Consider the following 26,221-nt stretch of genomic DNA (forward strand, 5'->3'; position numbering starts at 1 on the left):
GAGGGTATATTCAAATTACTACTTGGACGGAGTGATTGAATATGAAAACTCTCAACGCTGTTGCCGCATTTACAATTATGGCTATTTCTTCTGCAGCCATGGCAGAAGGTGGCGCTGATCGTGTTTATGGTCGGATGATTCAAGCCAATGAACAGGCCATGCAAGAGCATGCTGCGACTAACGGGAAGAATCGTCCCGAAGTCGTTCACTACCGCTATGGCATGAAGCTTGACATCGCCAAGGTCGTAGCCAGCACCCCTACGGATGCGAGCTGTGGCGTGATGCCGGCTCAAATGACATACGAGGATTCCAACGGCAATCTGAGTATTCTTGAATACCGAATAGCCGGAACTGGCTGCCGGAACCAAAACTAAAAATCCAGATTGCATTTAATATGGAATACTAAAGCCCTCAACGTCAGCCTGCATACCCTTAATGCAAGCGCGCCGCTATACCTTGAGCGCTCGGTAATACCGAGTCGCTAACAGCACCAGGTGTGAGATATACAGCGGATTATTCAGCGCCAAACTACACCTTAGTTTCCCTGCCACTTAATGATGGTGGCTTTTCCCAACATGGGTGTGCCCATCATCCGGAAGCGCACTGACTCCGCCGGTGGTGTTTAGGCGCTGAAGAATTCCACATTCATCTACGCCCCGCTCAGAGGCGCAGCGGTGGCGCAACTCAACCAGCTGTTGTTGCAGCGCCAACAGGCTGGTCACGCGCGCTTGCACATGCTCAATGTGCTCATCCACTAAGCTATTTACACCCTCACAGTTCTCCTCTGGCCGATCCATCAGAGCCAGCAGGCTTCTGATCTCGTCCAGGGTCATGTCCAGCGTTCGGCAGTTGCGAATGAACGTAAGTCGCTCAAGGTGCTCACTGCTGTACAGGCGGTAGTTACCCTCGCTGCGAGCCGGAGCCGGCAACAGCCCCTCGCGTTCGTAATAACGAACCGTTTCAACCTGGCAATCGGCAAGCCTGGCCAACTCTCCAATTTTCATGCAATACCTATTCGACATACGCTTGACCCTGTAGTGGCTTCAGGGTGTTCACTCTGCACAACTGAACAATGAGGATACCCCCATGGCTGGCTGCTGCGGTAACGAACACAACCCTGAAGCGATTTCAAAGGATGTCTGCTGTGACCCAGGTGACGCGAATAAGTGCTCCTCCGTTGCAGCCACAACAGTGAATGCCGTAGCAGGTTTCAGGCTCAGCAGCTTCCGCATTCAGCAAATGGACTGTCCTACCGAACAGACACTGATCCAGGACAAGCTGAGCAAGCTTGCAGGTGTAGATAAGCTCGACTTCAACCTGATCAATCGCATTCTCGGTGTATGGCACAACTTGCCGTCGACCTCTCCTATCGAAGCGGCGATCTCATCTCTGGGCATGCAGGCAGAGCCGCTCTCTGCTGAAGGTCAAGCCCGCATCAAAATCGAACAGATGGACTGCCCAACGGAAGAAAAGCTGATCCGCGACAAGCTCTCCTCAGTGCCCGGCATCAGCGCGCTGGAGTTCAACCTGCTTCAACGCGTACTTATGTTTAGCCACACAGCAGAAGCATTGCCAGCAGCACTGGCAGCGATTCGCGAGCTTGGTTTCACGCCAGTGGTTGAGAGTTCAGCAACAGCAAACGATGAAACGCAAGCAGCGCCGCGCAAGAAGGCTTGGTGGCCTTTGGCGCTATCAGGTGTGGCTGCCGTATCGGCGGAAGTACTGCATTTCGCCGAGCTTGCTCCCGAGTGGGGTGTGGCCGGCGTGGCATTGCTGGCCATTCTGCTGTGCGGCCTGACGACGTATAAGAAGGGCTGGATCGCCCTGAAAAACCGTAACCTGAACATTAATGCGCTAATGAGCATCGCGGTTACCGGTGCGGTGCTGATAGGGCAGTGGCCGGAAGCCGCCATGGTCATGTTCCTCTTTTCTGTCGCCGAGCTGATCGAGGCGAAGTCGCTGGATCGGGCGCGCAATGCTATCCGTGGCCTGATGGATCTGACTCCAGAGCGGGCCACGGTGCAGCAGCCCGACGGTTCATGGCTTGAAGTTGAGGTTAAAACCATCGCCTTAGGCGCATTGGTCAGGGTTCGACCTGGCGAGCGGATCGGCCTCGATGGTGAGGTAACTGCCGGCAACTCCACCATCAACCAGGCACCGATCACAGGGGAAAGCCTGCCCGTAGAGAAAACCATTGGCGACCCGGTTTTTGCCGGAACGATCAATGAAGCCGGCTCGTTGGAATACCGCGTTGTGGCCGCCGCAGCCAACACCACGCTGGCCCGCATCATTCACGCCGTCGAAGACGCGCAGGGTTCACGTGCGCCAACCCAACGCTTTGTCGATCAATTCGCCAAGGTATACACCCCCGTCGTATTCCTTTTCGCCCTGGCTGTCGCCATCGTGCCACCGTTGTTTATGGCCGAGCCGTGGTACGACTGGATCTATCGCGCCCTGGTGCTGCTGGTCGTCGCTTGCCCTTGCGCCTTGGTCATCTCGACACCCGTCACCATTGTCAGTGGCCTGGCAGCGGCGGCGCGTAAAGGCATTCTGGTCAAAGGCGGCGTCTATCTGGAAATCGGCGGCAAGCTTGGCTTCCTGGCTCTCGACAAGACGGGAACCATTACCCACGGCAAGCCGGTGCAGACTGATTACATGCCGTTGGTTGAGCAGGATTCGGAAGCCTACCGCACCCATGCCGCCAGCCTCGCCGGCCGGTCTGACCACCCAGTTTCGCAAGCTATAGCCAAGCATGCCGCGGAGAATGGGCTGACGCTTTCTGCCGTTGACGGATTCGAAGCCCTGCCAGGCCGAGGTGTGCGAGGCACCATTGAGGGCACGACCTTCCACCTGGGCAACCACAGATTGGTCGAAGAGCTTGGTCTCTGTTCACCAGCGCTGGAAGCGACACTTGAACGTCTCGAGCGCCAAGGAAAAACGGTGGTGGTGCTATGTAATCCGCAGCGTGCCATTGCCATGTTCGCAGTTGCTGACACGGTCAAAGACTCCAGCCGCAAGGCAATTGAAGAGCTTCACGCGCTCGGGGTTAAAACCACCATGCTGACCGGCGACAACCCGCACACAGCAGAGGCCATCGCACAGCAGGTAGGCATAGACGAAGCACGCGGAAACCTTCTTCCAGTGGACAAGTTGCACGCCATTGAAGCATTACAAACGCGCGGCTACGTTGTAGGGATGGTGGGCGATGGCATCAACGATGCGCCGGCGCTGGCGAAGTCTGAAATCGGTTTCGCCATGGCCGCCGCTGGCACAGACACTGCCATCGAAACTGCCGATGTCGCGTTGATGGATGACGACCTACGCAAGATTCCAGCCTTTATTCGCCTGTCCCAACAGACCGCAGCAATCCTCAAGCAGAACATCGTGCTGGCGTTAGGGATCAAGGCTCTGTTTCTCGCCATTACCCTAACGGGTCAGGCGACGATGTGGATGGCCGTCTTTGCCGACATGGGCGTCAGCCTACTGGTAGTGTTCAACGGCCTGCGCCTGCTTAAGAAGTAGGAATGGAGGGTTTGAAATGAAAGCTGCATTACAACTCGCAATTAAACAGGCCTTTCAACAGGCCCGGCAGGCCATCCAGGAACAGCGCAGTACAGATGCCTTTCAATGGTTAGAGCGCGCACACATCCTGACCCAACGCCACCCCGTGCAGCATGCTAGGTCACATTGGCTGATGCTCGTGCTCGGCTGGCAAACTGGCGATTACCGCGAAGTCGCGGGGCAAATACCGCGTTTTTTTGCGGCCCTATTGTTCTCCAAAATCTGGGTGCCCGTCGGCAATACAGGCCGCTCTAGGATCAGTGCTTTTAAGCCCATGCCTGTTCCCAAAGAACTACAGATATTGCTTGCCGACGACGTGCAAACTCAATCCAGTCGGTGATTTTGCCCATGCAAATCGATCTCGCTACCCTACTTCCATGCTCACTTGAAGAGGTGGTTGCCCAGGCACGCACGCCACGTCTGCTGCGTCACGTTGCTTCACCACTACTGAGCTTCAGCCCGCTGGCCCCTGCTGAATTTCCCGACATCTGGAGCGAGGGCACTTACTGGGTCACGCTGAAGCTATTCGGCTTACTTCCCATAGGACGTCAGGCGATTGTGATCAGCTACCCGCAGGCGGAAAGCGCTGAGACGTTCATGCTTAGGGATAATGGCTACAGCCCACTGATTAGCAAGTGGGATCACCTGATTACGGCACAAGAGGCTAGCGGAGGAACGCTTTACCGAGATCAAGTGACCATCGAGGCCGGTGTCCTCTCCCCGTTCGTATGGCTTTATGCGCGCCTCTTCTACGCCCATCGTCAGCGCCGCTGGGCAACCTTGGCGACTCATGGCTTTAACTACTGAAGCACTCAACCCCAGCAACTACTCTCCGCGCTCTAGCCCCCCCAATTTCGGCCGACCACGCCCACGGTCAACGTTACATTCCCGCCGGAAATCATAAAAAAATGTCGCCCACAGATAACTTTTATTGCCGCCTTGTGAAGATTACAGAATTGTAATTTTCCAATCATCTTCAAGTTATCTTCGGCTTGCAAGGATAGGGCTCAGCTCCCCAGCGGCACAGAGCGCTTAAGGGGGCAATACCTATAAGAACGCTATGGCGAAAGAATTAGACCAATAACTGCCAACTATAAAGGAGCAATAAATGCTTAATAAAACCAAACTATCCCTTGCAGTATTTTCGGCGATTGTCAGTGCAACTCCTCTCATGGCGGCCGCAGAAGAACAGACCGAAGGTTTTGTAGAAGGCAGCAGCTTCAATATACTCAATCGTAACTTCTACATGAACCGTGACTTCCGTAAAGGTCAGTCAAGCAACACTGACAATGGTTACTCTGAGGCATGGGCTCACGGGATCATCGGCAAGTTTGAGTCGGGATTTACCCAAGGGACTGTAGGCTTTGGTATTGATGCCTTCGCCATGCTCGGTCTTAAGCTGGATACCGGTGACGGTCGCTATGGACAAGGTGGCAGCATCAACTTGCTCCCGGTAAACAGTGATGGTGAGGCCGAGGATAATTACTCCAAGCTGGGCGGTGCTGTTAAAGCCCAGTTGTTCGATACCGTCATCAAGGCAGGCGACGTTTTCCCCACCACCCCCGTTCTGCACTACGGTGACTCGCGCCTGCTGCCGGAAAGCTTCAAGGGTGTAACCGCCGTCAACAACAGCATCGATGGCCTGACCTTGCAAGGCGGGCGTGTTCACGCGATGAGCCAGCCGCAACAGAGCGACATGAATGAAGACTTCGCCACCTTCTATGCCGGTGGGGTAAACGCCCCGTGGGCGGCCTACTTCGGCGGCGACTACACGCTGAACGACAACCTGGCGTTCAGCCTCTACTCCAGCCGCCTGAAGGATGCCTGGAACCAGCACTACGCGGGCATGTCTTGGAGCCATCAGCTGTCTGAGGACGTGTCGTTGTTCGGCGGCCTCAACTACTACAAGGCTGTGGATGAAGGCAAACAGCTGCTGGGTGAGTTCGACAACGACATCTACAGCGGCAAAGTGGGCGTGCAGTTCGGTGCACACAGTGTTGCCCTGTCGCACCAGCGTAACAATGGTGACGACGACTTCGACTACCTGCGTCAGTCTGACTCCATCTTCCTGGACAACTCCATCCAGTACAGCGACTTCAACTCGCCGAAAGAGCGCTCCTGGATGCTGCGCTACGACCTGGATATGGCCAGTTATGGCGTTCCTGGCCTGACCTTTATGACCCGCTATGCACTGGGTACGGATGCTGATTACTCCGACGCCAACAATGTGTATATGCGTCGCGATGCCGATGGCAATCCGCTGACCGACCAGAAGCGCTGGGAGCGCAACATCGAAGCCAAGTACGTCGTACAAGCGGGCTCGCTGAAAGACATGTCTTTCCGCGTTCGCCAGATGACTACCCGTGCGACGGATTACGAGTCGGACCTGGATGAGGTTCGTCTGATCGTCGAGTACCCACTGAGCGTACTTTAAAAATGGATGGGCGGGCGGGTTCTCAAAGCCCCGCTCGCCCATGCATACGAAGTCATCGCACTAAGTTACAGCAGCACAAGAAACGTACGGATTAGATTTCAAGAATGTAATGTTTGGCTCACGCTGCTGTTAGCTTCACCACCGTAAAATTCACTCGAACTTGCAGAACTTGTCCATGTATCCCGGCAAGCTATTAATTGAATTTTACGAGGACTGCCTTATGAAGATGTTGAAAGCCCTGATTATTGGATCGGTAATTATTGTTGGCTCCGCGCAAACTTATGCAGAAGACGGCTTCGACCGCTCAATGAAGGCGCAAGAAAAATTTCGAGCAGATCAAAAAAGAATTCACGGAACTGAGCCCGCCGCTAAGCCAGCGGACGAGTTAAAGGTTAAAACCATCAGCCAGGATCGAACCAACATCGATCCTAAAAAAGAAACTAAAGCTGACTAACCGCTCACTTCCGAACGATGTTCACCTCTAGAAGCTCCCGAGCTCCTTTGGAAAGAGGTGTACCCTAAGCGCCCTTCGGGGCGCTTTTTTTATTTGGATTATTTTATATCCCATAGCCGCATTGAGAATATAAAGCGTCATCTTGGAAGATTAACTACCCCCCCTTCCTGTGGGTGCAATCCACATCAGAAAAAGAGCACTGCCATCACGCGTAGCGAGCAAAGCTAAAAGATATGGGCTGAAGGCTTGTACATCGACCTACCTGATCTTAGAAACCAGCAGCGGGCGACCATGCCTGACACTGTTCTGGCCGCAGGTGAGTATCAATAGAGGGGCCGGTCGGCGTAGGTACATCACTGCGCCATTGCATGAGGGCAACCGCCCCCGCAACAGTGAAGTGCCCCGTGCGCCTCTCACCATAATGCCAATGGCTATTCCAGGGGGAGCAATCATGGCATGGGGCTGAGTAGCGCTAACCAGACCGCGCCTGACTAACAAAATCCCGTATTTCTGCTCGTACATTGTGCAACGTCTTCGCCTCGGACTTTTGCCTTACACGCGCCACCATCGTCGGTTCAATATCCAGGTCAGTGGCCACATGGCGCGTACAACAGGCAGCGGACAACGTGAATGCTCTATAGCCGCCACCAAACTCGACCAAATTACCTGCGACACCAACAGCCAAGAACAGGCTTTCGACAACGCTATCGGAGTCGAAGAAACTCTGCCAATAGCCCTCTTCAGGCATGCCACAACACGTCAACTCATGTAGATCCTGTGAGTGGTAGCACGTACTGGTGTGGCCGGCCCATCTAACCATCAGAGAGGCAGGTAACAAGCAGTACTGGCACTCAACGCGACCTAGAGACTAAGCCCTACAAGCAGAAAGCCCCGCTTTGAGCGGGGCTTTCTGCTTGTACACGAACAGCTCGTTCACTAACGCAAGCGATGGGCCAAGCGGTAGAGCAATGGCAACACCAGCAACGTCAGCGCCGTTGAGGACAGAATTCCGCCAATCACCACCGTCGCCAGAGGTCTCTGAACCTCAGCACCCGTGCCGATGGCAGTGGCCATTGGAATGAAACCCAGGGACGCTACCAAGGCAGTCATCAGCACCGGCCGCAGACGCGTCAACGCACCTTCGCGAATGGCCTCGTCCAGCCCCATACCGTTCTCACGCAAACTGCGAATGAAGGAAATCATTACCAGGCCGTTGAGTACCGCCACACCTGACAACGCAATGAACCCCACCCCAGCAGAGATCGAGAGCGGAATATCACGCAGCCACAATGCCATGATCCCGCCTGTCAGTGCGAAGGGCACGCCGGTGAACACCAGCAGGCCATCTTTGACATTACCGAACATCATGAAGAGCAGCGTGAATACCAGCAGTAGCGATACCGGCACGACAATCTGTAAGCGCTTGGCAGCAGACTGGAGCTGCTCGAAGGTACCACCCCAGGTCGTCCAGTAACCTGTAGGTACACTTACCAGTTGGGAGATTTTGCTCTCGGCTTCGGCGACAAAAGAGCCAATGTCGCGGCCGCGAACGTTGGCGGTGACCACCACGCGACGCTTGCCACTTTCACGGCTGATCTGGTTCGGACCTGGTGCGGAAACTACAGTCGCCACATCAGCCAAACGCACAAAACCAGGGCCATCCAGACCATCGCCACTGGCCAAGCGAATAGGCAGTTGCTGAATCTTGTCGACATCATTGCGCCACTCATCTGCCAGACGAACCTGGATATCGAAGCGCCGATCACCTTCAAACAACGCGCCTGCTTCACGCCCGCCTATGGCGGTGGAAATAGCGTCCTGAATCTCCGAGACATTCAAACCGAATCGCGCGGCCTTTTCGCGGTCGATTTGCACACTGAGCATCGGTAGCCCCGTGGTCTGCTCAACCTTCACATCGGCGGCACCCGGAATACCCTCCAGCACCTCGGCGATTTGCTCGGCGGTCTCGTTCATCACATCCATATCGTCGCCAAACACCTTCACCGCGACGTCACTACGTACGCCGGAGATCAGCTCGTTGAAGCGCATCTGGATGGGCTGAGTGAACTCGTAGTTGTTACCGGAAACCTGCTCGACCGCTTCCTGCATCGCCGCAACCAGGTTGGCTTTGCTGCGATCCGGGTCGGGCCACTGGTCGCGCGGCTTGAGCATGACAAAGTTGTCCGCCACGTTAGGCGGCATGGGGTCTGTGGCGATTTCGGCGGTGCCCAGCTTGGCAAATACCGTATCGACCTCTGCAAAGGATTTGATCTGTTGTTCGAGTTGCACCTGCATGTCAATCGCCTGCGAGAGGCTGGTGCCTGGAATGCGCAGGGCATGCAGCGCGATATCGCCTTCATCCAAACTCGGCACGAACTCGCTACCCATCCGCGAAGCAGCCAAGCCCGACAGCACCATGATGACTGCCGCTATGGTCAACACCAGCGGCTTGCTGACCATGACCCAATCCAGCAACGGCGCGTAGCCTTGCTTGACCCAGACCATCAGGCGGTTTTCTTTCTCGCTGACGTTGCCATTGAGGAACAGCGCAACAGCGGCCGGGACGAACGTCACCGAGAGGATCATGGCCCCGAACAGGGCAGTCACCACGGTGAAGGCCATCGGATGGAACATTTTGCCTTCCACACCGGTCAGCGCAAAGATCGGCAGGTACACCACCATGATGATCAACTGACCGAAAAGCAACGGACGACGCGCCTCCTTCGAGGCCGCGAACACCTCATGGAAGCGCTCGTTACGCGTCAGCGTTCGGCCTGCGGCAGCTTGGGCATGGGCCAACCGGCGCACGCAGTTCTCAACGATCACCACGGCACCATCAATGATGATGCCGAAGTCGAGCGCGCCAAGGCTCATCAGGTTTGCACTGACCTTGTTGCTGACCATCCCCGTGAAGGTGAACAGCATCGACAGCGGGATCACCATCGCGGTGATGAGGGCCGCGCGGATATTGCCCAGGAACAGGAACAAGATCGCGATAACCAGTAGAGCACCCTCGACCAGGTTCTTCTTCACCGTGTTGATGGCTTTGTCGACCAATACGGTACGGTCATAGACCGTCTTCGCCATAACCCCTTTCGGCAGGTTGCGGTTAATCTCCTGCAGGCGCTGATCAACAGCCTGCGACACGTAGCGGCTGTTCTCGCCAATCAACATGAACGCCGTGCCGAGCACCACCTCCTGGCCATTTTCAGTGGCGGCACCAGTACGCAGCTCTTTACCCAGGCCAACCTCGGCCACATCGCCGATACGCACAGGAACACCATCGGTGCTCTTGATGATGATGTTGGAGATATCCGCGATAGTACCGACCTGCCCTGGGGCGCGAATCAGGTACTGCTCGCCGCTGCGCTCGATGTAGCCTGCGCCGACGTTGGCGTTGTTGTTTTCCAACGCAACCACAATGTCCTGCAGACTCAGGCCATGGGCGACCAGACGCTCCGGCATGGGTGAAACCTGGAACTCCTTGGCGTAGCCACCAATGGTATTGATCTCGGTAACACCTTTAACGGTACGCAGTTGCGGCTTGACGATCCAATCCTGAATCTCGCGCAGATCCATCGGTGTATAAGCGCTGCCATCCGGTTTTTTCGCGCTGTCTGCCGCCTCGATGGTCCACATATAGATCTCGCCCAGACCAGAGGCGATTGGCCCCATACTCGGCGACAGCTCGCTTGGCAGGTTGCTACGGGCTTCCTGTATCCGCTCATTCACTAACTGGCGAGCAAAGTAGATGTCCGTACCGTCCTCGAAGATGACGGTGACCTGAGACAGCCCATAACGCGAGATTGAGCGCGTTTCCTGCAGGTTGGGCAGCCCCGCCATGACCGTCTCAATCGGGAAGGTCACGCGCTGCTCGGTCTCCAACGGCGAATAGCCCTTGGCCTCAGTGTTGATCTGTACCTGCACGTTGGTGATATCGGGAACCGCGTCAATCGGCAGTTTCTGGTAGCTGTAAACGCCCAGCGCCGCCATGCCAAATACAGCCAGCAAGACCAACCAGCGCTGATCGATGGCGAAGCGAATTAATCGTTCGTACATGTCAATTTTCCCTAAAGCGCAGCATCACCGCGCTCTCCGGTACGGATGCGCAATGCGTCGGTCAACGAGGATAGGGTGACGATTCCGTCTCCAGGCACACCGGTGTGGGCAGCCTTCTCTATGGCCTGGACGATCTCATCGGCAACCTCATCGGTGCAGAACGCCAGCAGCACGAGGTGCTGGTGGGCGTCAGGATTCCACTCGTCGGCGATGTAGCTGTGATCCTTGCCGTGACCACGCGGGTGGCCATGTGCCGGTAGGATGGTAAAGCCGGGCAAATGCGGCAGTGCGTGCAACGCTTGCTCGACGGCCTCAAGCCGGATCGGGCGAAAAATAGCTGTAACTTGTTTCATGGCTCGACTCCGGATTAGTGGTCATGGCTCGCGCCGGCTTTACCCAGCTCAGCTTTGATCAGGAAGCTGTTCTTCAGTGCGTAACGATCACCCTCTTTTAACCCCGAGATAACCTCGACGAAGCGGCCGTCGGACTTGCCAAGTTCAAGGGGCCGGGCCTCTAACTGGTTATCGAAGCGACCGAACACCACTTGCCAATCACGCACTGTCTGGATCGCTTCGACCGCTACGGCAACGGGTACCTCGTTCTCCTCAGCAACCACCTCGACCGTCACCGGCAAACCGGGACGCCATAGCCGATCTGGGTTAGCGAGCACGATTCGGGCCGTCGCCGAACGGGTTTGCGCCCCAACCAATGCACTGACGTACGAAATGCTGCCCTCAGCTTTGGCTGCGAATGCACTGGAACTCACGACAACGTTTTGCCCTTCGGCAATTACGCCCAGGTCCTTCGCCGCGACGGTTGAATCCACCCACACTGTCGACAGATCCGAAACGGTAAAGACCGCAGAGTCCTCTTTGAGAACCTCACCAACCGAGATGCTTTTGCTGGTGATCACACCGTCAATAGGGGCACGAATCTCGAACTCGGTGAGGTTCTGGCCTTTGGCCGGAGCACCGCCCAGCGAGGCGATTTGTTGCTGCACACGCTGTACCGCGATCGCGGCTTCCTGCATGGCAACCTGCGCCTGCAGAAAATCCTGCTCGGCGGAAATCTTCTCTTCCCACAATTGCTTTTCACGCGCATAGGTCGTGCGGGCAAGCGCCGAACGCTGTTGGGCGGCAAGCAACTCGCCACGCAGTTCAGCAAGCGCCTGGCTGGAGATCTTGGCCAACACCTGGCCTTTGCGAACCGTATCGCCAGCACTGACCGCCACCGAGTCGACCCGTCCGGCAAGCTGCGGGATCACCTGAACCGTGCGATCGCCGTTATAACGAACCTCGCCCAGCACTTGCAGCGTGGAGGCAATTTTCGCAGGGCCAACAGTAGCGAGCGTGACACCGCCCTGCTCAAGCTGCGCATCGGTCATGGTCACGCGCGCCTCAACCTGCTCGTAAGCAAACGAGTAACGCTTGTCACTGTGCTTGGCACTGATAGAAACCTGAAACGAGTGCGGCTCTACAATCACCGCATCGCCACGCAGATAGTCATTCTCTTTGCTGAAGTTGATGATTTGCGCAGGCCGACCCAAACGCGCCAGGGTTACTTGCGCACTACTGGCTGCAGGGTCCAGAAGCTTACCGTCCAGATAGGTATAGAGCCGGAATTGCGGCTCTACGCCCTCTTCAAAAATCGTCACTTCAAGCGCGTAATCACCCTCACTGAAAAGCTTGCCGCCATGCTCACCCGTGGTGGGTTTTACGCTCTCATGGTGCTCTTCATCCGCATGCTCGTCGGCCTCTTCGTGCTTCTCGGCCGCAGCATCTCCATGGTGCTCGGGATCAGCGTGAGTCGATGCGTCCTCATGACTTTCATCGTGGCCATGGCCTGCTTCCCCGGATTGACCGGGGCGACCACTTAAAATTAGAACCGCCACGACCAAACCGATTGCGACAACAGCCGCAATCATCAGCCACTGCTTTCTGGGAGTTGTTGATGCCATTGGTAACTCCAAATAATCAAAAATATCGAATTGGACTCAGGCCAAACGGTGATTAAACGCGCTCAATAAACGCGACGCCGCCCAGCAAACAGGCGATGCGGCAGGCCGCATGACGCGACCGTCTGAGGCGTTATCTGGGTGCTTATTCTTTGAGTTCGACGTTGAGTTGGGAGCCGTAGATCTTCTCCAGGCTCACCCAAGCCGAAATAGCTTCATCCAGGCTGCTCAGATACTGGGAGCGCATGCTGACGAGGGTGCGCTGAGCGTCGAGCACATCGATAAAGGCGAACTTGCCCATCTCAAATCCACGCACGGCACCCTCTACCGCTTGCTGAGCAGTGGGAAGCAACGTGCTGCGGATCGAATCGGCCTCGCTTCTGGCGCTTTCCCACTGTTCAAACGCCTGCTGGGCCTCCGCACGCAGGCGAAGTTCGGCGGCATTGCGCAGATCGCGCGCTTGGTCAGCTCCCTGAGCGGCGGCCAGCACATTGCCCTGATTGCGGTTGAACAACGGAATAGGTACCGACAAACCGAGCAGATTGACCCGCTCGCCAAGCCCTTCGTCGTATTGGCTGCCAACGCTGACATTGATGTCGGGAATGCGTTGCGACTTTTCGAGTTCTAAGGAAGCCTCGGCACGCTGGATTTGCATGCTGGCCAGCCGCAGGTCCGCTGTATCCGTTATGCGTGCAAGCATTTCATCCTGCGATGGCAGGTATGGCAGACGCTCAAGATCGCCCTCAACATGCGTGAAATTCGGTACCGTGGTACCCGTTATGACCGCCAGCTGCTTGTAGGCATTGCTTTGACTGAGACGAGCGCGGTTGAGCTCCAGTTGAATCTCAGAAAGCTGCACTTGAGCACGAGCAATTTCGATTGGAGAGGCCTTGCCAGCCTTTACGCGCCCTTCGGCCACCTGGAGTCCGCGACTGGCAAGATCCAGCGACTGGGTGGACAGCTGTAATCCTTCCTGAGCACGCAGTGCCGAGTAAAAAGCCTGGATGACCTCTGCACGCAAGGTGTTTTTCTTACGCTCTAGGTCAATCGCCACAGCGTCCTGATCACGTTCAGAAACATCGATGCGCGAGCCACGTTTACCACCCAGCTCAATTGGCTGAGATACCTGAATGCTGGTGACGCGCGATTCACTACGGGTGTCCTCGACGCTCCAGGACAACTCAGGATTTGGCATCAGTCCGGCTTGAGTGCGAGCGCCTTCGGCAATGCCTGTATTCCACTGGGCCGCCGCGAGTTCCGGGTTATCTGTGAGCGCTTGCGCCAATGCCTCTTCAATCGTCATTGATTGGCCGGCTGATTCACCAGCAACTGTTGCCGCGGGAGCAATCAACAATGCAGCCAGTAAGCCTGAAAATACGCAGAACTTACTTATACCTATTCCATGAGTGGTGATTGCTTTTACGTACACTTAAAGTCCTCCGCAGCACAAATTGCGCCGGAATAAATCAAGGCCTTATGATTTATTGAGTCCGAGTAATTTTCTGGATTGTTACTTGGAAAAAATAAGTAGATAGCCAATTCCCGGCAGAATGTAGTGCGCCATGCCTATCAGCAAGGTGACTGAAAAATTACAAATACGTTATCCAGCACTTTTCCCAGTGGGCCTGTATTAGTATTGGCAGCGCTCAAGAAAGCAGGCGATTTAGCGACCAGCAACAACTAGAAACAAACATAGACAAATAAGGGTTGCCTTGCGCATAGCGCCACCGGGCAGCCTTGCCAGTCCAAAGTTGGGTGTTTTAGATGAGGGCGAGTACTGCGACACGTTGTCGCTCAACGCCTTGGGCCCATGCGAAACGGGCATTTTGGCTTGACCCTGAAGCCACTACAGGCTTTAGCCTTAGAGCAACCTGAAACGCTTCCGGTCATATCGGTGACCACCGATGAAAAAATTAAAACCACTCTGACGCCATGGCCAAAGAATATCTAATTAATAATGGCCGTATATTTTAAGGTGAGATTTTTATGCGAATCCTTATTGTCGAGGACGAGCCCAAGACTGCCGAATATTTACACCAAGGTTTAAGCGAAAGTGGCTATGTGGTTGATAAAGCCGCCACTGGCGTGGATGGCCTTCACCTAGTTCGGCAACATGCTTACGACTTAGTAGTGCTTGATGTAAACCTGCCTGAAATTGATGGCTGGGGAGTACTTGAACACATACGCAGCAACAGCAGTACTCGCGTGATAATGCTAACTGCGCGCGGGCGTCTAGTGGATAAAATCAAAGGCCTGGATTTGGGTGCAGATGACTATTTAGTCAAGCCGTTCGAGTTTCCTGAATTACTTGCGCGAATTCGTACGCTGCTAAGGCGTAGCGAACAGATTCCAGTGCCGGAAGTGCTGCGGGTAGCCGACCTTGAACTCGACCCTGCCAGGCACCGCGCGTTCCGTGGCGAGCAGCGTATCGACCTGACCACCAAAGAATTTGCGTTACTGCACCTGCTGATGCGCCGCTCTGGAGAAGTGCTATCGCGTACCCAGATCATTTCTCTGGTCTGGGATATGAATTTTGATTGCGACACCAACGTCGTCGAAGTCTCCATCCGTAGGCTGCGCGCCAAAATCGATGATCCGTTCGATAACAAACTGATCCATACCCTCAGGGGTGTTGGATACGTGCTTGAGGAGCGGGCATGAAGCCGGCCAGCCTATCCATGCGCCTTGGCCTGTCGGTCAGTGTAATGGGTGCCGCGCTGGTGGTACTGCTGGCTGCACTCGCCTACTTTGCGCTTACCCATGAGCTGGACTCTTTGGCCAAGAAGAGTCTTGACGGCAAACTGGAGCAGATTCAGCACAATCTCGCCGAAGACATGAGCGCCCATGCCATTGCCCAGCAACCTCACGCTCTGCTGGATTTGGTCATGGGCCATGACAATCTGCACCTGACGATTTACGGAAAAAAGTCAGGTACCAAATTACTCCTGAACCTGGGTAACAAATCCCTGGAGCCCGTTCTGGCAGGAATACCGGCAGGCGATACGCCCAGTTATCAGCGCTGGTCGGACGCCGAGGGGAACAACTTCTTGACCGCATCCAAAGTGATGCGGCTCAACGATGGCGACCACGTCAGAGTCCTGCTCTCAATTGATCGATCCGCCGACGAAGCGCTGCTCAGCGCCTATCTCAAGTCAACGCTGATCGCACTGCCTCTTCTGCTTGCGCTGATTGGCATGGGCGCATGGTGGATCGTGCAACGGGGCCTCTCCCCTCTTCGGCAATTTCGCCAGGTTGCCTCGCTGATTTCCACCCAGGATCTGACTCACCGAATTTCCGTGGACAAGCTTCCGCAGGAACTAAGCGCGCTGGCACACGGTATCAACTTCATGCTGCATAGGCTTGATAGCGGCGTTCAACAGTTATCGCAGTTCTCTGATGACTTGGCCCATGAGCTGCGTTCACCCATCACCAACTTGATGGGTAAAGCCCAGGTGACACTATCCAGAGAGCGTCCACCCGAGGAATACAAAGCCGTGCTGGAATGCTGCACAGAGGAGCTTGAGCGTGTCACTCGGATCGTGTCCGACATGCTGTTTCTCGCTCAAGTGAGCCACCCTGCGTCCCTGGTGCCTTTCGAGAAAATTGCACTGGAGGACGAGGCCAGACGCGTTGTGGATCTGTTTAGCATCTCTGCTGAAGAGAAACAGATCAGCCTGAGCATTTCCGGAGCAGGCCGAACCTTCGGTGATCGGTTGATGGTGCAGCGTGCCATTTCAAACCTATTGTCCAATGCGATTCGGCATAGCCCCATCGGGGCAAACATCTCGCTGCTGATTGAAAAGCACAGCGAAACCGTATCGTTCTCGGTTGGAAACCCGGGGATTGGCATCCCCGCACAGCACATCCCCCATTTGTTCGAACGCTTCTATCGCGTCGATACCAGCCGCTCTCGTGCCGAAGGTGGAACTGGGTTGGGCCTGGCAATTGTTCGCTCAATCATGAGCCTGCATCAGGGCACGGTCGAGGTCAGCAGCCTGCCAGGCAGCTTCACCGTATTCCGCTTGATCTTCCCCAAAGTCCGCAATGGTTCCTCGTCCTAGACCCTGCAAGGATGCAGGCATAACGACCAGCCGATGATTGGCCGTAGAGGAACCCGCCCCTATTCGGAGAGCACGGCATGCAGCGACGGCTCCCCGATATGCCAACCCCCTGAGCATGGAGAAACAACAATGAAGAAGACCCTCTTGGCAGCCGCGGTGAGTACTGGGGTACTCAGTCTTAGCCAGCCAGCCGCCGCTGACTTTTTGGCAGATAGCAAAGCTGGCTTGGAAGCGCGTAACTTCTATTTTAATCGTGACTTCCGTCAAGATTCAGCCAGCCAATCAAAGCAGGAGGAGTGGGCTCAGGGCTTTCTGCTGCGCTACGAGTCAGGCTTCACCGAGGGAACCGTCGGTGTTGGCGTCGACGCCATCGGCATGCTTGGCCTCAAGCTGGACTCCAGTGCCGACCGCTCAGGATCAGGCCTGCTCAAGCGCGATAAAGAAGCACCTCGTGCCGCGCAGGATGAATATGGCGAGATGGGCTTAACCGCGAAGCTGCGTGCCTCCAACAGCGTGCTGAAATTGGGCACGCTGCAACCCAGGTTGCCAACCGTCCAGGCTAACGACTCGCGCTTACAGCCACAGACTTTTCAGGGCGGGCATCTCAACTCACTTGAGATTGACGGCCTAACCTTCGATGCAGGCCAACTTAAGCAGGTAAGCCAACGTGACTCCTCTGATAGCGAAGACCTCAGCATTACCAGCGGCGCAGCCCGCGCCATCAGCGGTGGTGGAGCGCAGACCAGCGATGAGTTCAACTTCGCCGGTGCGACCTACAAATGGAACAGTAACCTGACCACTGGCTACAACTACGGCAATCTGGACGACTTCTATAAGCAGCATATTCTCACGGCTCTGCACACCTTGCCGCTGGGTGACAAACAATCGCTGAAAACTGATCTGCGCTACGCTCGCTCCACCGACGAGGGCAACAGCAACGTCGACAACAAGGCATTCGGGGCGATGTTCACCTATGCCTTTGGCGGCCACGCGCTCGGTGTTGGCTACCAGAGCATGAGCGGAGACACCGGCTACGCCTATATCAACGGCACCGATCCGTTCCTAGTCAACTATGTGCAAATCGGCGACTTCGCCAACAAAGACGAGACCTCATGGCAGGCCCGCTATGACTTCAACTTCGCCAGTGTAGGTATTCCTGGTTTGACGTTCATGACTCGTTATCTGAGCGGCGACAATATTGACCTCGGCACAGGCAATGCCGATGGCAAGGAATGGGAGCGCAATACGGACATCGCCTACGTTTTCCAGGACGGTGCGCTGAAAAATCTGGGCGTGAAATGGCGCAACGCCACACTGCGTTCGACCAACTTCGGCAACGACGTTGACGAAAACCGCTTGATCGTCAGCTACACCCTTCCGTTGCTGTAATCCTCAAACCCCAGCGTGGCACTTGACTACAAGTGCCACGCTGGGGCCATCCTCGGTAAAGAAATTACGACTGTCGCGAAACCGAGCCGCACGTACCGAAAGGTCGGTAACACTGTAGCGATGACAGCGACGACGATTTTGTGATGCGTCTACAGTACGCATTCTGACCGACCACTCACCACAAAACACTGGGGCGTCAACAGCTCAGATGTGCTGTAGGGTCAGCGATTCAATAATCCGGCACTCATCAATCACGCCGCCTTTGCAACAGGACAGCAGTCGCTGCAACTCCTGCTCAAGGCTCTGCAGATCGCGGATGCGCGTCCGGACCTGTTCCAACTGCTCGGCGACCTTGGCATCTACTGCCGCACACGACGCCTGGCGGTGGTCGGAGAAACCCAGAAGCTGGCGGATATCATTGAGGCTGAAGCCCAGGGCGCGGCTACGGCGAATGAATAGCAGCCGATCGCGCTCCTCTTCCGTGTATTGGCGATAGCCTGAAGCGTTGCGCGCTGCTGAAGGCAGCAAGCCGAGTTGCTCGTAATAGCGGATGGTCACTGCTTTAGTGTCGGTTGCGCGTGCCATCTGACCCACGGTGAAAGTTGTCATGCTCATCGTGCTTGACCTTATAGTTACTATAAGCCTCATTCTATCGACAACTTCGAGCCAACGAGTAACGGATCATGGACAACTGTTGCGAGAACAAGGCCGGTGAACTGGCCAAGTTGCGCGTCAAACAGAGCCGCGTGCTCTACATTGTCCTGACCATTAATGCGGTCATGTTCCTGGTGGAGTTCATCAGCGGCTGGATCGCCAACTCCACGGCTCTGCTGGCCGACTCGCTAGACATGTTCGGCGATGCCTTTGTCTATGCCCTCACGCTCTTCGTTTTGCACCGTAGCGCCCAGGTCAGAGCCGGTGCCGCGTTGTTCAAGGGTGTGTTCATGCTGCTGTTTGGCATGCTGGTCGTGGCCGAGGTGCTGCGCAAACTGATATTGCAGGAAGTGCCCGCAGCCGACTGGATGGGCATCGTGGGCGCTCTCGCGCTGCTCGCTAACGGATTTTGCTTCGCGCTGCTTTATCGACATCGCTCCGATGACCTGAATATGCGCTCGACCTGGCTCTGCTCGCGCAACGATCTGCTGGCCAACAGCAGCGTGATCGTCGCAGCCGGACTCGTTGCGCTGACTGACAGCCTGTGGCCTGACGTTCTGGTCGGTTTGGCCATTGCAGCTTTGTTTCTGCACTCTGCTAGACAGGTCATCCGTGAGGCCTGGAGGGAATGGCGAGCCAACGCCCGACAGCCCCAGCCAAGCACTAGTTGCTGTGCCAGCGGGCCGCAAAGCAAGTCGGACTCTTGCTGCGCCCTCAAAGCAGAGCCATTGGTGGGCATCACCGAGCCAAGCCTGACGCAAACTAGGGCCACGCAGGCAGAAGGCTGCTGCGATCCGAAGCAGGAACAATAGAACCAAATATGAAAACAAGGAGAACACCAATGCGAAGGCTCATACGATTGAGCAGTATCTTGCTGCTGGCCGTCTCGACAACAGCCATAGCCGACTTGGAAGTGAGTGAGGCGAAACTGCGCCTGCTCCCGGGAGATTTGCCCACCGCTGGCTATTTCACCCTGACCAACAAAGACAGCTTGCCGGTGACGCTGACCGGAGCGCAGAGCCCAGACTTCGCTCAGGTGATGATGCACCGCAGTTCGCTGGAGAATGGCATGGCCAGCATGCAGCACGTTAAACAGGTTGAAGTACCTGCCGGCAATACGTTGACGTTCGCCTCCGGTGGCTATCACCTAATGCTGATGGAGCGCCAACGCGCGCTGGCGTTGGGCGATCAGGTCGAAGTGACCCTGTTGTTCGCCGATGGCCGACGCCTGCCGGTGACTTTCACCGCCGCGCCATTGGCCGCCCAGTGAAGAGACCGTTATGACTAACAAAACTTCTTCCGGCTCCTGGGGGCTGCTGCTCCTGGCCTGGCTGTTGGCGTTGTTCTCGACGCTGGCCGCACTGTTTATTGGTGAAGTCATGGGGCAGGCACCCTGTGTGCTGTGCTGGTTCCAGCGTGCATTCATGTTTCCCCTGGCAGTGATCCTGGCTGTAGCCTGCTATCGCTCCGACTTCGCCGTCTGGTGCTACGCATTGCCTCTCGCCGGTATTGGGGCCTTGCTTGCCCTCGGCCATAGCCTGTTATATGCCGGCCTGATCCCGCAGCGCATCCAACCCTGCAGTGCCACCGGGCCATCCTGCTCGGACGCCAACATGACCATACTCGGCGGCATTCCACTGCCGCTGCTGGCCCTGGGTGCATTCGTCGCCATCGCCATCTTGCTTCTCATCATCCGTCGGAGAAATGCCCAATGAACCGCCGTACCCTGGTCCTGGTAATCAGCGTCCTGCTGCTGGCCGCCTTTGCTGCAGCTGCCTTCTTCTACCAGGGGGCTACCCCACCGCCGCAGAAGCAGGCTGCGCCTAGCTCGCAGGATGCCAGCGCACTGGTGCGCTTCCACTCCCCGGTGTTCGGTCCCGTCCAGGCACCGGTCACCATAGTTGAGTTCTTCGACCCCTCCTGCGAGGCCTGCCGCGCCTTTTACCCACACGTCAAACAGATCCTTGCCGAGAGCCCTTCCGATGTGCGCCTAGTGCTGCGCTATGTGCTGTTCCACCAGGGTTCCGAAGAAGCTGCACGCTTGTTGGAGGCGGCACGTAAGCAGAACCTCTACCCGCAGGTGCTGGAGGCGGTGCTCGCTGCACAGCCGCAATGGCATGACGATGCCACTGCCGCCAAGGCCCTGGAAGCAGCCGCCGCAGTCGGTCTGGATATCGAGAAGGCTCGGGTCGACATGCGCTCACCAGAGGTCGACGCAGTGCTCAAGACCGACATGCAAGACGTAAAGACCGTTGGCATCAGAGGCACGCCGACCTTCTTCGTCAACGGCCAGCCACTGACCGAGTTCGGCCCCGAGCCGCTGCGCCAGTTGGTGCTCGGCGAACTTGCCAAAGTCAGGAACTAACACCATGCGCTGGCTGAAGAACCGCATTCCGCCGCCCCTGGTCGCCGCCCTGTTCGGTTTGCTGATGTGGCTCGCCGCTCGCCAACTACCGGGTGGGCTGATATTGCCCATCAAGTGGCGCGCCGGCCTGGCGCTGGTGGTGCTGCTGGCAGGCGTCGCTATCTGCCTGGCCGGCGTATTGTCTTTCCGCAATGCACGCACCACGGTCAACCCACTGAAGCCGGAAACGGCTTCGGCGCTGGTAACTACACGCGCAACCCGATGTACCTGGGCTTCGCCACCGCCTTGCTGGCCTGGTCGATCTTCCTTGCCTGGCCGCCGGCACTGCTAGGCGTGCTGAGCTTCGTGCTGTACATGAACCGCTTCCAGATCGGGCCGGAGGAGCGTGCCCTCACTGGCCTTTTCGGAAACGCGTTCGCTCAGTATTGCAGCCAGGTAAGACGCTGGTTCTAGAGTCAGTGTTCATTCGAACCAGCTACATCCATGTCTTAGCGCTTGGGATTTTTGCGCGAGCCACTATGGTGCTGGATATGCCGCAATGATCAAGTCAGTCCCATTCTCAGTGTGACCGATCACCTGATAGGCATGCTGAACGCCATCAACTTCCATTCCCGGCGAGCCCGCCGGCATCCCGGGAACCGCGATACCAACCAGGTCATTGCGCTTGCTGAGTTCGAGGGCCTGAGCAGCCGGCACATGGCCTTCGACAAACTTGCCGTCAATCACCGCGGTGTGGCAAGACGCCAACCGTGGCGCGACGCCCAGACGCTGCTTCACTGCTGTCATGTTGCTTTCGACATGGTCGACAACTTTAAAGCCATTCGCTTCAAGGTGTGAGATCCACTTCTTGCAACATCCGCAATTGGCATCACGATGGACATCAATCGTCAGAGCATCAGCAGCTTGAGCCGCAGACGTGACGGAGAGAGCGGCCAGCAAGGCCAGATATTTAGCTTTCATGAACGTGCTCTTTGCCATCGGCATGGGTGTGGGTCTTGGGCGAAGTATTCGGAGCCTGCTCGGAGTGATGATCGCCTCCGTTGGAGGACGCCTCATCCCCAGCATGGTGGTCATTGCCATTCATATTCGAGTGGTGATCCGCCTCAGACGCGGAGCCACCCTCGTTACCCGTAGCTGCGGCATCGTGATGACCAGGCTCTCCGGCATCACCTGACCCATGATGGTCTTCGCCACCGCCGCTATTACCATGATGCCCAGGCTTGTTGTCGCCATGCTGCCCTTCATGGTTGTGCATCTGCGTTTCCCCGCCACCATGCTGATGGCCGCTGCTGGATGCGACGAGTGTTTGGTATTGCTTGGCATCCATCGTCGGCAGCTGGTTGAGGAAGGCGACCATACCCCAGATGTACTGATCGCCCATGCTCTTGCCCCAAGCAGGCATACCCGTTGCCTTGATACCGTGCTTGATTACCCAGAAAGTCGCAGCAGGATTGCCATCGACACCGATCTTGGCGAGGTTGGGGGGAGCAGGATAAAGCGATTGGCTCAACTCGGTCTCCGCCACACCTGGCGCCAAGTGGCAGCCTATGCACATCGAGTTGTAGTTACCCGCACCGGCGCGAATAAGAGCTTGATCATCGAGGTTGGGCACCTCGATGTCCCGCGAGCGAACCTCGATAGAGCGGTCACGCGCCATCGTGAGGAAGGCATGCACCGCAGGGAGATGGGGGTCGTCGGCCCCGACGTTGACCACGCCAAAGTAGGCACCGGCCAGGACAGCTGTGCTACCGACCACGCCGGCCGCCACCAAAGTTTTAATTGTTCTTTTCATGTCAGGTTCTCAAAACCACATCCGGATACCGGCGACAAAACGCGCCTCGTCTACATCACCGCCCTCGTCGCGGACCATGTCTGCCGTGTTGCCATAGGAGCGGCTCCAGGAGACCCCGACATAGGGGGCAAACTGCCTGACAATCTCGTAACGCAGACGCAAGCCGAGCTCGGTATTGGCCAACCCCGATCCGACACCACGCTCAGGATCGTTCTTGCCGTAGAAGTTCACTTCGGCAGTTGGCTGGAGTATCAGTCGGTTGGTCAGCAGAATGTCGTACTCGCCCTCCAGTCGGGCAGCGGTCTGGCCATTCTCGCCCACGAAGGCGGTGGCTTCGGCCTCGAAGGCGTAAAGCGCCATGCCCTGAACACCGAAGGCGGCCCAGGTCTGCGGCGACTCGGGTTTGAAGTCCTGACGAACTCCCGCGACGACGTCCCACCAAGGGCCGATCGAGCGGCCGTACAGCAACTGCAACTCCGCATCCTCGGTCACGCCGTTGGTACGCTCGCCTTCGGAGCGGAACCAGACCCGGTTGATGTCACCGCCTACCCAGCCCGACGCATCCCAGGCCAGGGTGCTGCCCTCATCTGCATCCTGGTATTCGAGCTGATCGAGCAGGAAAAAGCTGTTGATGGCGCTGTCGTGCACCTTATGTCCAGGTAGAGGCGGAAAAGCCGCTTGGCGATCAGCATCCGTCAGAACGGGAATCGGCGTACGGCTGGTGGTTCTTGGGGCTTCAGTGGAGCCATGGTTCATCTTTGAATGATCCATGCCTTCCATCTGCCCTTGCATGGCGCCATGGTTCATCTTGCTGTGGTCCATGACTGGAGCCTTATCTTGGCTCTGGCTGTGGCCCATTTGGCTATGATCCATGCTACCCGAAGCACCCTGCATGGCGCCGTGATCCATCTTGCTGTGGTCCATGGCTGGAGCCTTTTCTTGGCTCTGGCTGTGGCCCATCTGGCTATGATCCATGCTGCCCGAAGCACCCTGCATGGCACCATGGTCCATCTTGCTGTGATCCATGCCCTCCATCGGCGCTTTGGTAGCGCCGTGGTTCATCTGGCTATGGTCCATCGACATGGCGCCGTGCCCCATTGCCGAATGATCCATTTCTTCCGCAGCCAAAGTAACGCCGCCGCTGAACGCACTCAGCGACACAGCCAGCGCCAAGAGAGATGGACGTGAAAACCTAGTGGTCATGGTTCGAACCTGCTTCGGCTTCGGTGCCGCCATGCTTATCCATCATGTTTTCGTGATTCATGCCGTCATGCTTCATGTCTCCGTGATCCATGGCGCCATGATCCATCTGCTGGCCAGCCGCCTTATCCTTCGACTGATCTGCGTGATTGCCACTGGCGGTCTTGGGCGCAGCCGACTCGGCAGCATGTTGTTCGTGCTCACTGTGCCCCTCACCTGCCAACGAAACCGGTGCGTGCAGGGCAGCCAATAGGCTGAACATGACTGCGCTGCCAGCCAGGGCATTTCGCTTCATAAAAGTGCTCATCAGAAATCTCCTTTACTCATCCACACGAACTTCACGGAACATGCCCATTTCCATGTGGAGCAACAGGTGGCAGTGATAGGCCCAACGACCCAACGCATCGGCAGTCACTCGATAGCTGCGCTTGGAACCTGGCGGCATGTCGATGGTGTGTTTACGCACCAGGAAATTGCCGTTCGCATCCTCCAGGTCGCTCCACATGCCATGAAGATGGATCGGATGAGTCATCATGGTGTCGTTGACTAGCGTGATGCGAACGCGCTCGCCGTACTTAAGACGCAGAGGCTCGGCGTCAGAGAACTTGATGCCATCGAAGGACCAGGAGAATTTCTCCATGTGCCCGGTAAGGTGAAGCTCGATGGTGCGACTTGGTTCGCGACCATCCGGGTCGAGGAAGGTGCTGCGCAGGTCAGAGTACGTCAGGACGCGTCGGCCGTTGTCTCGCAAACCAATACCTGGGTCGTCCAACTTGTGCGTCGGTGTCATGGTTTGCATGTCGACCAGCGGGTTGTTGGTCTCTGAGGCTGGGTGTGCCTGCATGGCACCTGCCATGCCTGCCATGCCTGCCATGCCTGCCATGCCCGAATGATCCATTCCAGCCATCTGGCTGTGATCCATGCCGGCCATGCCACCCTGCATGCTCCCATGATCCATGCCCGCCATACTGCCGTGGTCCATTCCGGCCATGTTTCCGTGATCCATACCGCCCATGCTGCCGTGATCCATACCCATGTCGCCCATGGCAATCAGCGGACGCGGGTCGGGGCTGGGTACTGGTGCACTCAACCTCTCCTGTACGGCAAGGGTGCCGCGCGCATAGCCAGTGCGATCCATGGATTGGGCAAACACGGTATAGGCCTGTTCGCTGTCTGGTTCGACGATCACGTCGTAGGTCTCGGCCACGGCGATACGGAACTCGTCGACGCTGACCGGCTTGACGTGCAGACCATCGGCCGCAACCACAGTCATCTTCAGGCCCGGGATGCGCACATCGAAATAGGTCATCGCCGAGGCATTGATGAAGCGCAGGCGGATCTTTTCGCCCGGTTTGAATATGCCGGTCCAGTTGCCATCAGGTGCCTGGCCATTCATCAGGTAGGTGTAGGTGTAGCCACTGACGTCAGCGAGATCCGTCGGGCTCATCTTCATCTCGGCCCACATCTTGCGATCGGCTACCGCAGCGGACCACCCCATCTCGCTCACGTCATCGATGAAATCGCCAACGGTGCGCTTGTGCTGGTTGTAGTAGTCCGATTGCTTCTTCAGCTTGGCCAGAACCCGAGCTGGGTTTTCATCGGTCCAGTCGCTCAGCAGCACGACGTAGTCGCGGTCGTAACTGAAGGGTTCGGGCTCTTTGGCATCGATGACCAGCGCGCCGTATACCCCAACTTGCTCCTGGAGCCCCGAGTGGCTGTGATACCAGTAGGTACCGTTCTGATTGACCTTGAACTTGTACTCATACATGCCATCAGGTGCGATGCCATGGAAGCTCAGGCCCGGAACGCCATCCATGTTCGCCGGCAGGATAATGCCGTGCCAGTGAATGGACGTGTCCTCCTTGAGGCGGTTGCGTACGCGCAAAGTCACGGTCTCGCCCTCCCGCCAGCGCAGGATCGGGCCTGGCAGCGAGCCATTGATCGTCATGGCGGTACGCGCTGCGCCGGTGATGTTGACCGGGGTCTCCCCGATAAACAGGTCGAAATCGTTACCGCTCAGCACGTTGGGCTGACCTGGGCTGGTTACCGCCCAGACCGGCGTGCGCCACATGCCCATGCCGCCGAGAATACCGGCGGCGGCGAGGCCTTTGACGAAAGTACGTCTTGTGGTTTTGCTTTGCATGCCCTTATGTCCAATCCGTCAGATGAGCCGGCGATGTGCATCCGGTCTCGGGTTCATCGGCTGCTTCAGTGTCGGGAGATTTGATCTTCAAGCCTCGCGTGCTGCGCAAGTTCCCCCGACACCAAGCAGTATGAAACTGCCATATCTCAACCATC

25 protein-coding genes and 1 pseudogene are annotated in these 26,221 nt (G+C 56.7%); 14 read left to right on the top strand and 12 right to left on the bottom strand.

Translation table 11 applies throughout. The annotated features are described in order from the left end of the window. The first annotated feature begins 41 nt into the window (after positions 1-41). On the top strand, positions 42-374 hold the full coding sequence (locus tag AYB31_RS06805; RefSeq protein WP_068827073.1) for a DUF2790 domain-containing protein: 333 nt from the start codon (positions 42-44) through the stop codon (positions 372-374). A gap of 177 nt (positions 375-551) precedes the next feature. Here AYB31_RS06805 and cadR read toward each other — a convergent pair whose 3' ends face one another. After that, on the bottom strand, positions 552-1,004 hold the full coding sequence (cadR, locus tag AYB31_RS06810; RefSeq protein ID WP_068827074.1) for a Cd(II)/Pb(II)-responsive transcriptional regulator: 453 nt from the start codon (positions 1,002-1,004) through the stop codon (positions 552-554). 235 nt (positions 1,005-1,239) lie between these two features. On the opposite strand from cadR, the gene AYB31_RS06815 reads away from it, so the two are divergent. The 5 genes from AYB31_RS06815 (at position 1,240) to AYB31_RS06835 (ending at position 6,449) form a co-directional block, all read left to right on the top strand. Continuing rightward, a complete protein-coding gene (locus AYB31_RS06815; protein WP_068827075.1) occupies positions 1,240-3,522 on the top strand; it encodes a heavy metal translocating P-type ATPase in 2,283 nt (760 codons plus the stop codon). A 16-nt stretch (positions 3,523-3,538) separates the two neighbouring features. Beyond that, the gene (locus AYB31_RS06820; RefSeq protein WP_068827076.1) at positions 3,539-3,901 is read left to right on the top strand and encodes a DUF3703 domain-containing protein; all 363 of its coding nucleotides are present in this window, start codon (positions 3,539-3,541) and stop codon (positions 3,899-3,901) included. Positions 3,902-3,909: 8 nt separating this feature from the next. After that, entirely contained in the window at positions 3,910-4,368 is a 459-nt protein-coding gene (locus tag AYB31_RS06825) for a hypothetical protein (protein WP_068827077.1), read from the top strand. A gap of 301 nt (positions 4,369-4,669) precedes the next feature. Continuing rightward, complete coding sequence (locus tag AYB31_RS06830) at positions 4,670-5,995, top strand: OprD family porin (protein WP_068827079.1); 1,326 nt, start codon at positions 4,670-4,672, stop codon at positions 5,993-5,995. Between the two features lie 220 nt (positions 5,996-6,215). Further along, positions 6,216-6,449, top strand: a complete 234-nt coding sequence (locus AYB31_RS06835; protein ID WP_068827302.1) for a hypothetical protein — start codon at positions 6,216-6,218, stop codon at positions 6,447-6,449. 472 nt (positions 6,450-6,921) lie between these two features. Here AYB31_RS06835 and AYB31_RS21380 read toward each other — a convergent pair whose 3' ends face one another. From AYB31_RS21380 to AYB31_RS06855, 5 genes are all read right to left on the bottom strand, one after another. Beyond that, complete coding sequence (locus AYB31_RS21380; RefSeq protein WP_153020660.1) at positions 6,922-7,197, bottom strand: hypothetical protein; 276 nt, start codon at positions 7,195-7,197, stop codon at positions 6,922-6,924. Positions 7,198-7,385: 188 nt separating this feature from the next. After that, on the bottom strand, positions 7,386-10,508 hold the full coding sequence (locus AYB31_RS06840; RefSeq protein WP_068827081.1) for an efflux RND transporter permease subunit: 3,123 nt from the start codon (positions 10,506-10,508) through the stop codon (positions 7,386-7,388). An 11-nt stretch (positions 10,509-10,519) separates the two neighbouring features. Next, a complete protein-coding gene (locus AYB31_RS06845; protein WP_068827084.1) occupies positions 10,520-10,861 on the bottom strand; it encodes a P-II family nitrogen regulator in 342 nt (113 codons plus the stop codon). A 14-nt stretch (positions 10,862-10,875) separates the two neighbouring features. Then, entirely contained in the window at positions 10,876-12,465 is a 1,590-nt protein-coding gene (locus tag AYB31_RS06850) for an efflux RND transporter periplasmic adaptor subunit (protein ID WP_068827086.1), read from the bottom strand. Between the two features lie 142 nt (positions 12,466-12,607). After that, positions 12,608-13,891: a TolC family protein gene (locus AYB31_RS06855; RefSeq protein ID WP_082805228.1), complete on the bottom strand. Its 1,284-nt coding sequence runs from the start codon at positions 13,889-13,891 to the stop codon at positions 12,608-12,610. A 557-nt stretch (positions 13,892-14,448) separates the two neighbouring features. Between AYB31_RS06855 and AYB31_RS06860 the strand changes: the two genes are divergently transcribed. The 3 genes from AYB31_RS06860 to AYB31_RS06870 all read left to right on the top strand — a co-directional run bounded on the left by AYB31_RS06860 (position 14,449) and on the right by AYB31_RS06870 (position 17,912). Further along, a complete protein-coding gene (locus AYB31_RS06860; RefSeq protein WP_017675714.1) occupies positions 14,449-15,123 on the top strand; it encodes a heavy metal response regulator transcription factor in 675 nt (224 codons plus the stop codon). Next, positions 15,120-16,523 (top strand): heavy metal sensor histidine kinase, encoded by a 1,404-nt coding sequence (locus tag AYB31_RS06865; RefSeq protein ID WP_068827088.1) that lies wholly within the window; start codon positions 15,120-15,122, stop codon positions 16,521-16,523. Before AYB31_RS06860 ends, AYB31_RS06865 begins: the two co-directional genes overlap by 4 nt. A gap of 129 nt (positions 16,524-16,652) precedes the next feature. Continuing rightward, entirely contained in the window at positions 16,653-17,912 is a 1,260-nt protein-coding gene (locus AYB31_RS06870; RefSeq protein ID WP_068827090.1) for an OprD family porin, read from the top strand. 204 nt (positions 17,913-18,116) lie between these two features. On the opposite strand, the gene AYB31_RS06875 is transcribed toward AYB31_RS06870, so the two are convergent. Next, entirely contained in the window at positions 18,117-18,527 is a 411-nt protein-coding gene (locus tag AYB31_RS06875; protein ID WP_068827092.1) for a MerR family transcriptional regulator, read from the bottom strand. A 68-nt stretch (positions 18,528-18,595) separates the two neighbouring features. On the opposite strand from AYB31_RS06875, the gene AYB31_RS06880 reads away from it, so the two are divergent. From AYB31_RS06880 to AYB31_RS06900, 5 genes and pseudogenes are all read left to right on the top strand, one after another. Continuing rightward, the gene (locus AYB31_RS06880; protein ID WP_068827094.1) at positions 18,596-19,378 is read left to right on the top strand and encodes a cation diffusion facilitator family transporter; all 783 of its coding nucleotides are present in this window, start codon (positions 18,596-18,598) and stop codon (positions 19,376-19,378) included. Positions 19,379-19,437: 59 nt separating this feature from the next. After that, entirely contained in the window at positions 19,438-19,836 is a 399-nt protein-coding gene (locus AYB31_RS06885) for a copper chaperone PCu(A)C (RefSeq protein ID WP_236715513.1), read from the top strand. A 10-nt stretch (positions 19,837-19,846) separates the two neighbouring features. Next, a complete protein-coding gene (locus tag AYB31_RS06890; RefSeq protein WP_068827098.1) occupies positions 19,847-20,281 on the top strand; it encodes a disulfide bond formation protein B in 435 nt (144 codons plus the stop codon). Then, the gene (locus tag AYB31_RS06895; RefSeq protein WP_068827100.1) at positions 20,278-20,931 is read left to right on the top strand and encodes a DsbA family protein; all 654 of its coding nucleotides are present in this window, start codon (positions 20,278-20,280) and stop codon (positions 20,929-20,931) included. Before AYB31_RS06890 ends, AYB31_RS06895 begins: the two co-directional genes overlap by 4 nt. A 4-nt stretch (positions 20,932-20,935) precedes the next feature. Beyond that, positions 20,936-21,384 (top strand): annotated as a pseudogene (locus AYB31_RS06900) (isoprenylcysteine carboxylmethyltransferase family protein). A gap of 63 nt (positions 21,385-21,447) precedes the next feature. Here AYB31_RS06900 and AYB31_RS06905 read toward each other — a convergent pair. From AYB31_RS06905 to AYB31_RS06925, 5 genes are read right to left on the bottom strand one after another with little or no spacing between them, the layout of a single operon-like run. Next, positions 21,448-21,891, bottom strand: a complete 444-nt coding sequence (locus AYB31_RS06905) for a DUF411 domain-containing protein (protein ID WP_068827102.1) — start codon at positions 21,889-21,891, stop codon at positions 21,448-21,450. Continuing rightward, a complete protein-coding gene (locus AYB31_RS06910) occupies positions 21,881-22,723 on the bottom strand; it encodes a c-type cytochrome (RefSeq protein ID WP_068827104.1) in 843 nt (280 codons plus the stop codon). The genes AYB31_RS06905 and AYB31_RS06910 overlap by 11 nt, the downstream gene beginning before the upstream one ends. A gap of 9 nt (positions 22,724-22,732) precedes the next feature. Next, positions 22,733-23,926 (bottom strand): copper resistance protein B, encoded by a 1,194-nt coding sequence (locus AYB31_RS06915; RefSeq protein ID WP_068827106.1) that lies wholly within the window; start codon positions 23,924-23,926, stop codon positions 22,733-22,735. Next, on the bottom strand, positions 23,916-24,230 hold the full coding sequence (locus tag AYB31_RS06920; RefSeq protein ID WP_068827108.1) for a hypothetical protein: 315 nt from the start codon (positions 24,228-24,230) through the stop codon (positions 23,916-23,918). Before AYB31_RS06920 ends, AYB31_RS06915 begins: the two co-directional genes overlap by 11 nt. A 12-nt stretch (positions 24,231-24,242) precedes the next feature. Next, the gene (locus AYB31_RS06925; protein WP_068827110.1) at positions 24,243-26,066 is read right to left on the bottom strand and encodes a copper resistance system multicopper oxidase; all 1,824 of its coding nucleotides are present in this window, start codon (positions 26,064-26,066) and stop codon (positions 24,243-24,245) included. Between the last annotated feature and the right edge of the window lie 155 nt (positions 26,067-26,221).

Source organism: Pseudomonas sp. BMS12, assembly GCF_001592875.1.
GTDB lineage: Bacteria > Pseudomonadota > Gammaproteobacteria > Pseudomonadales > Pseudomonadaceae > Aquipseudomonas.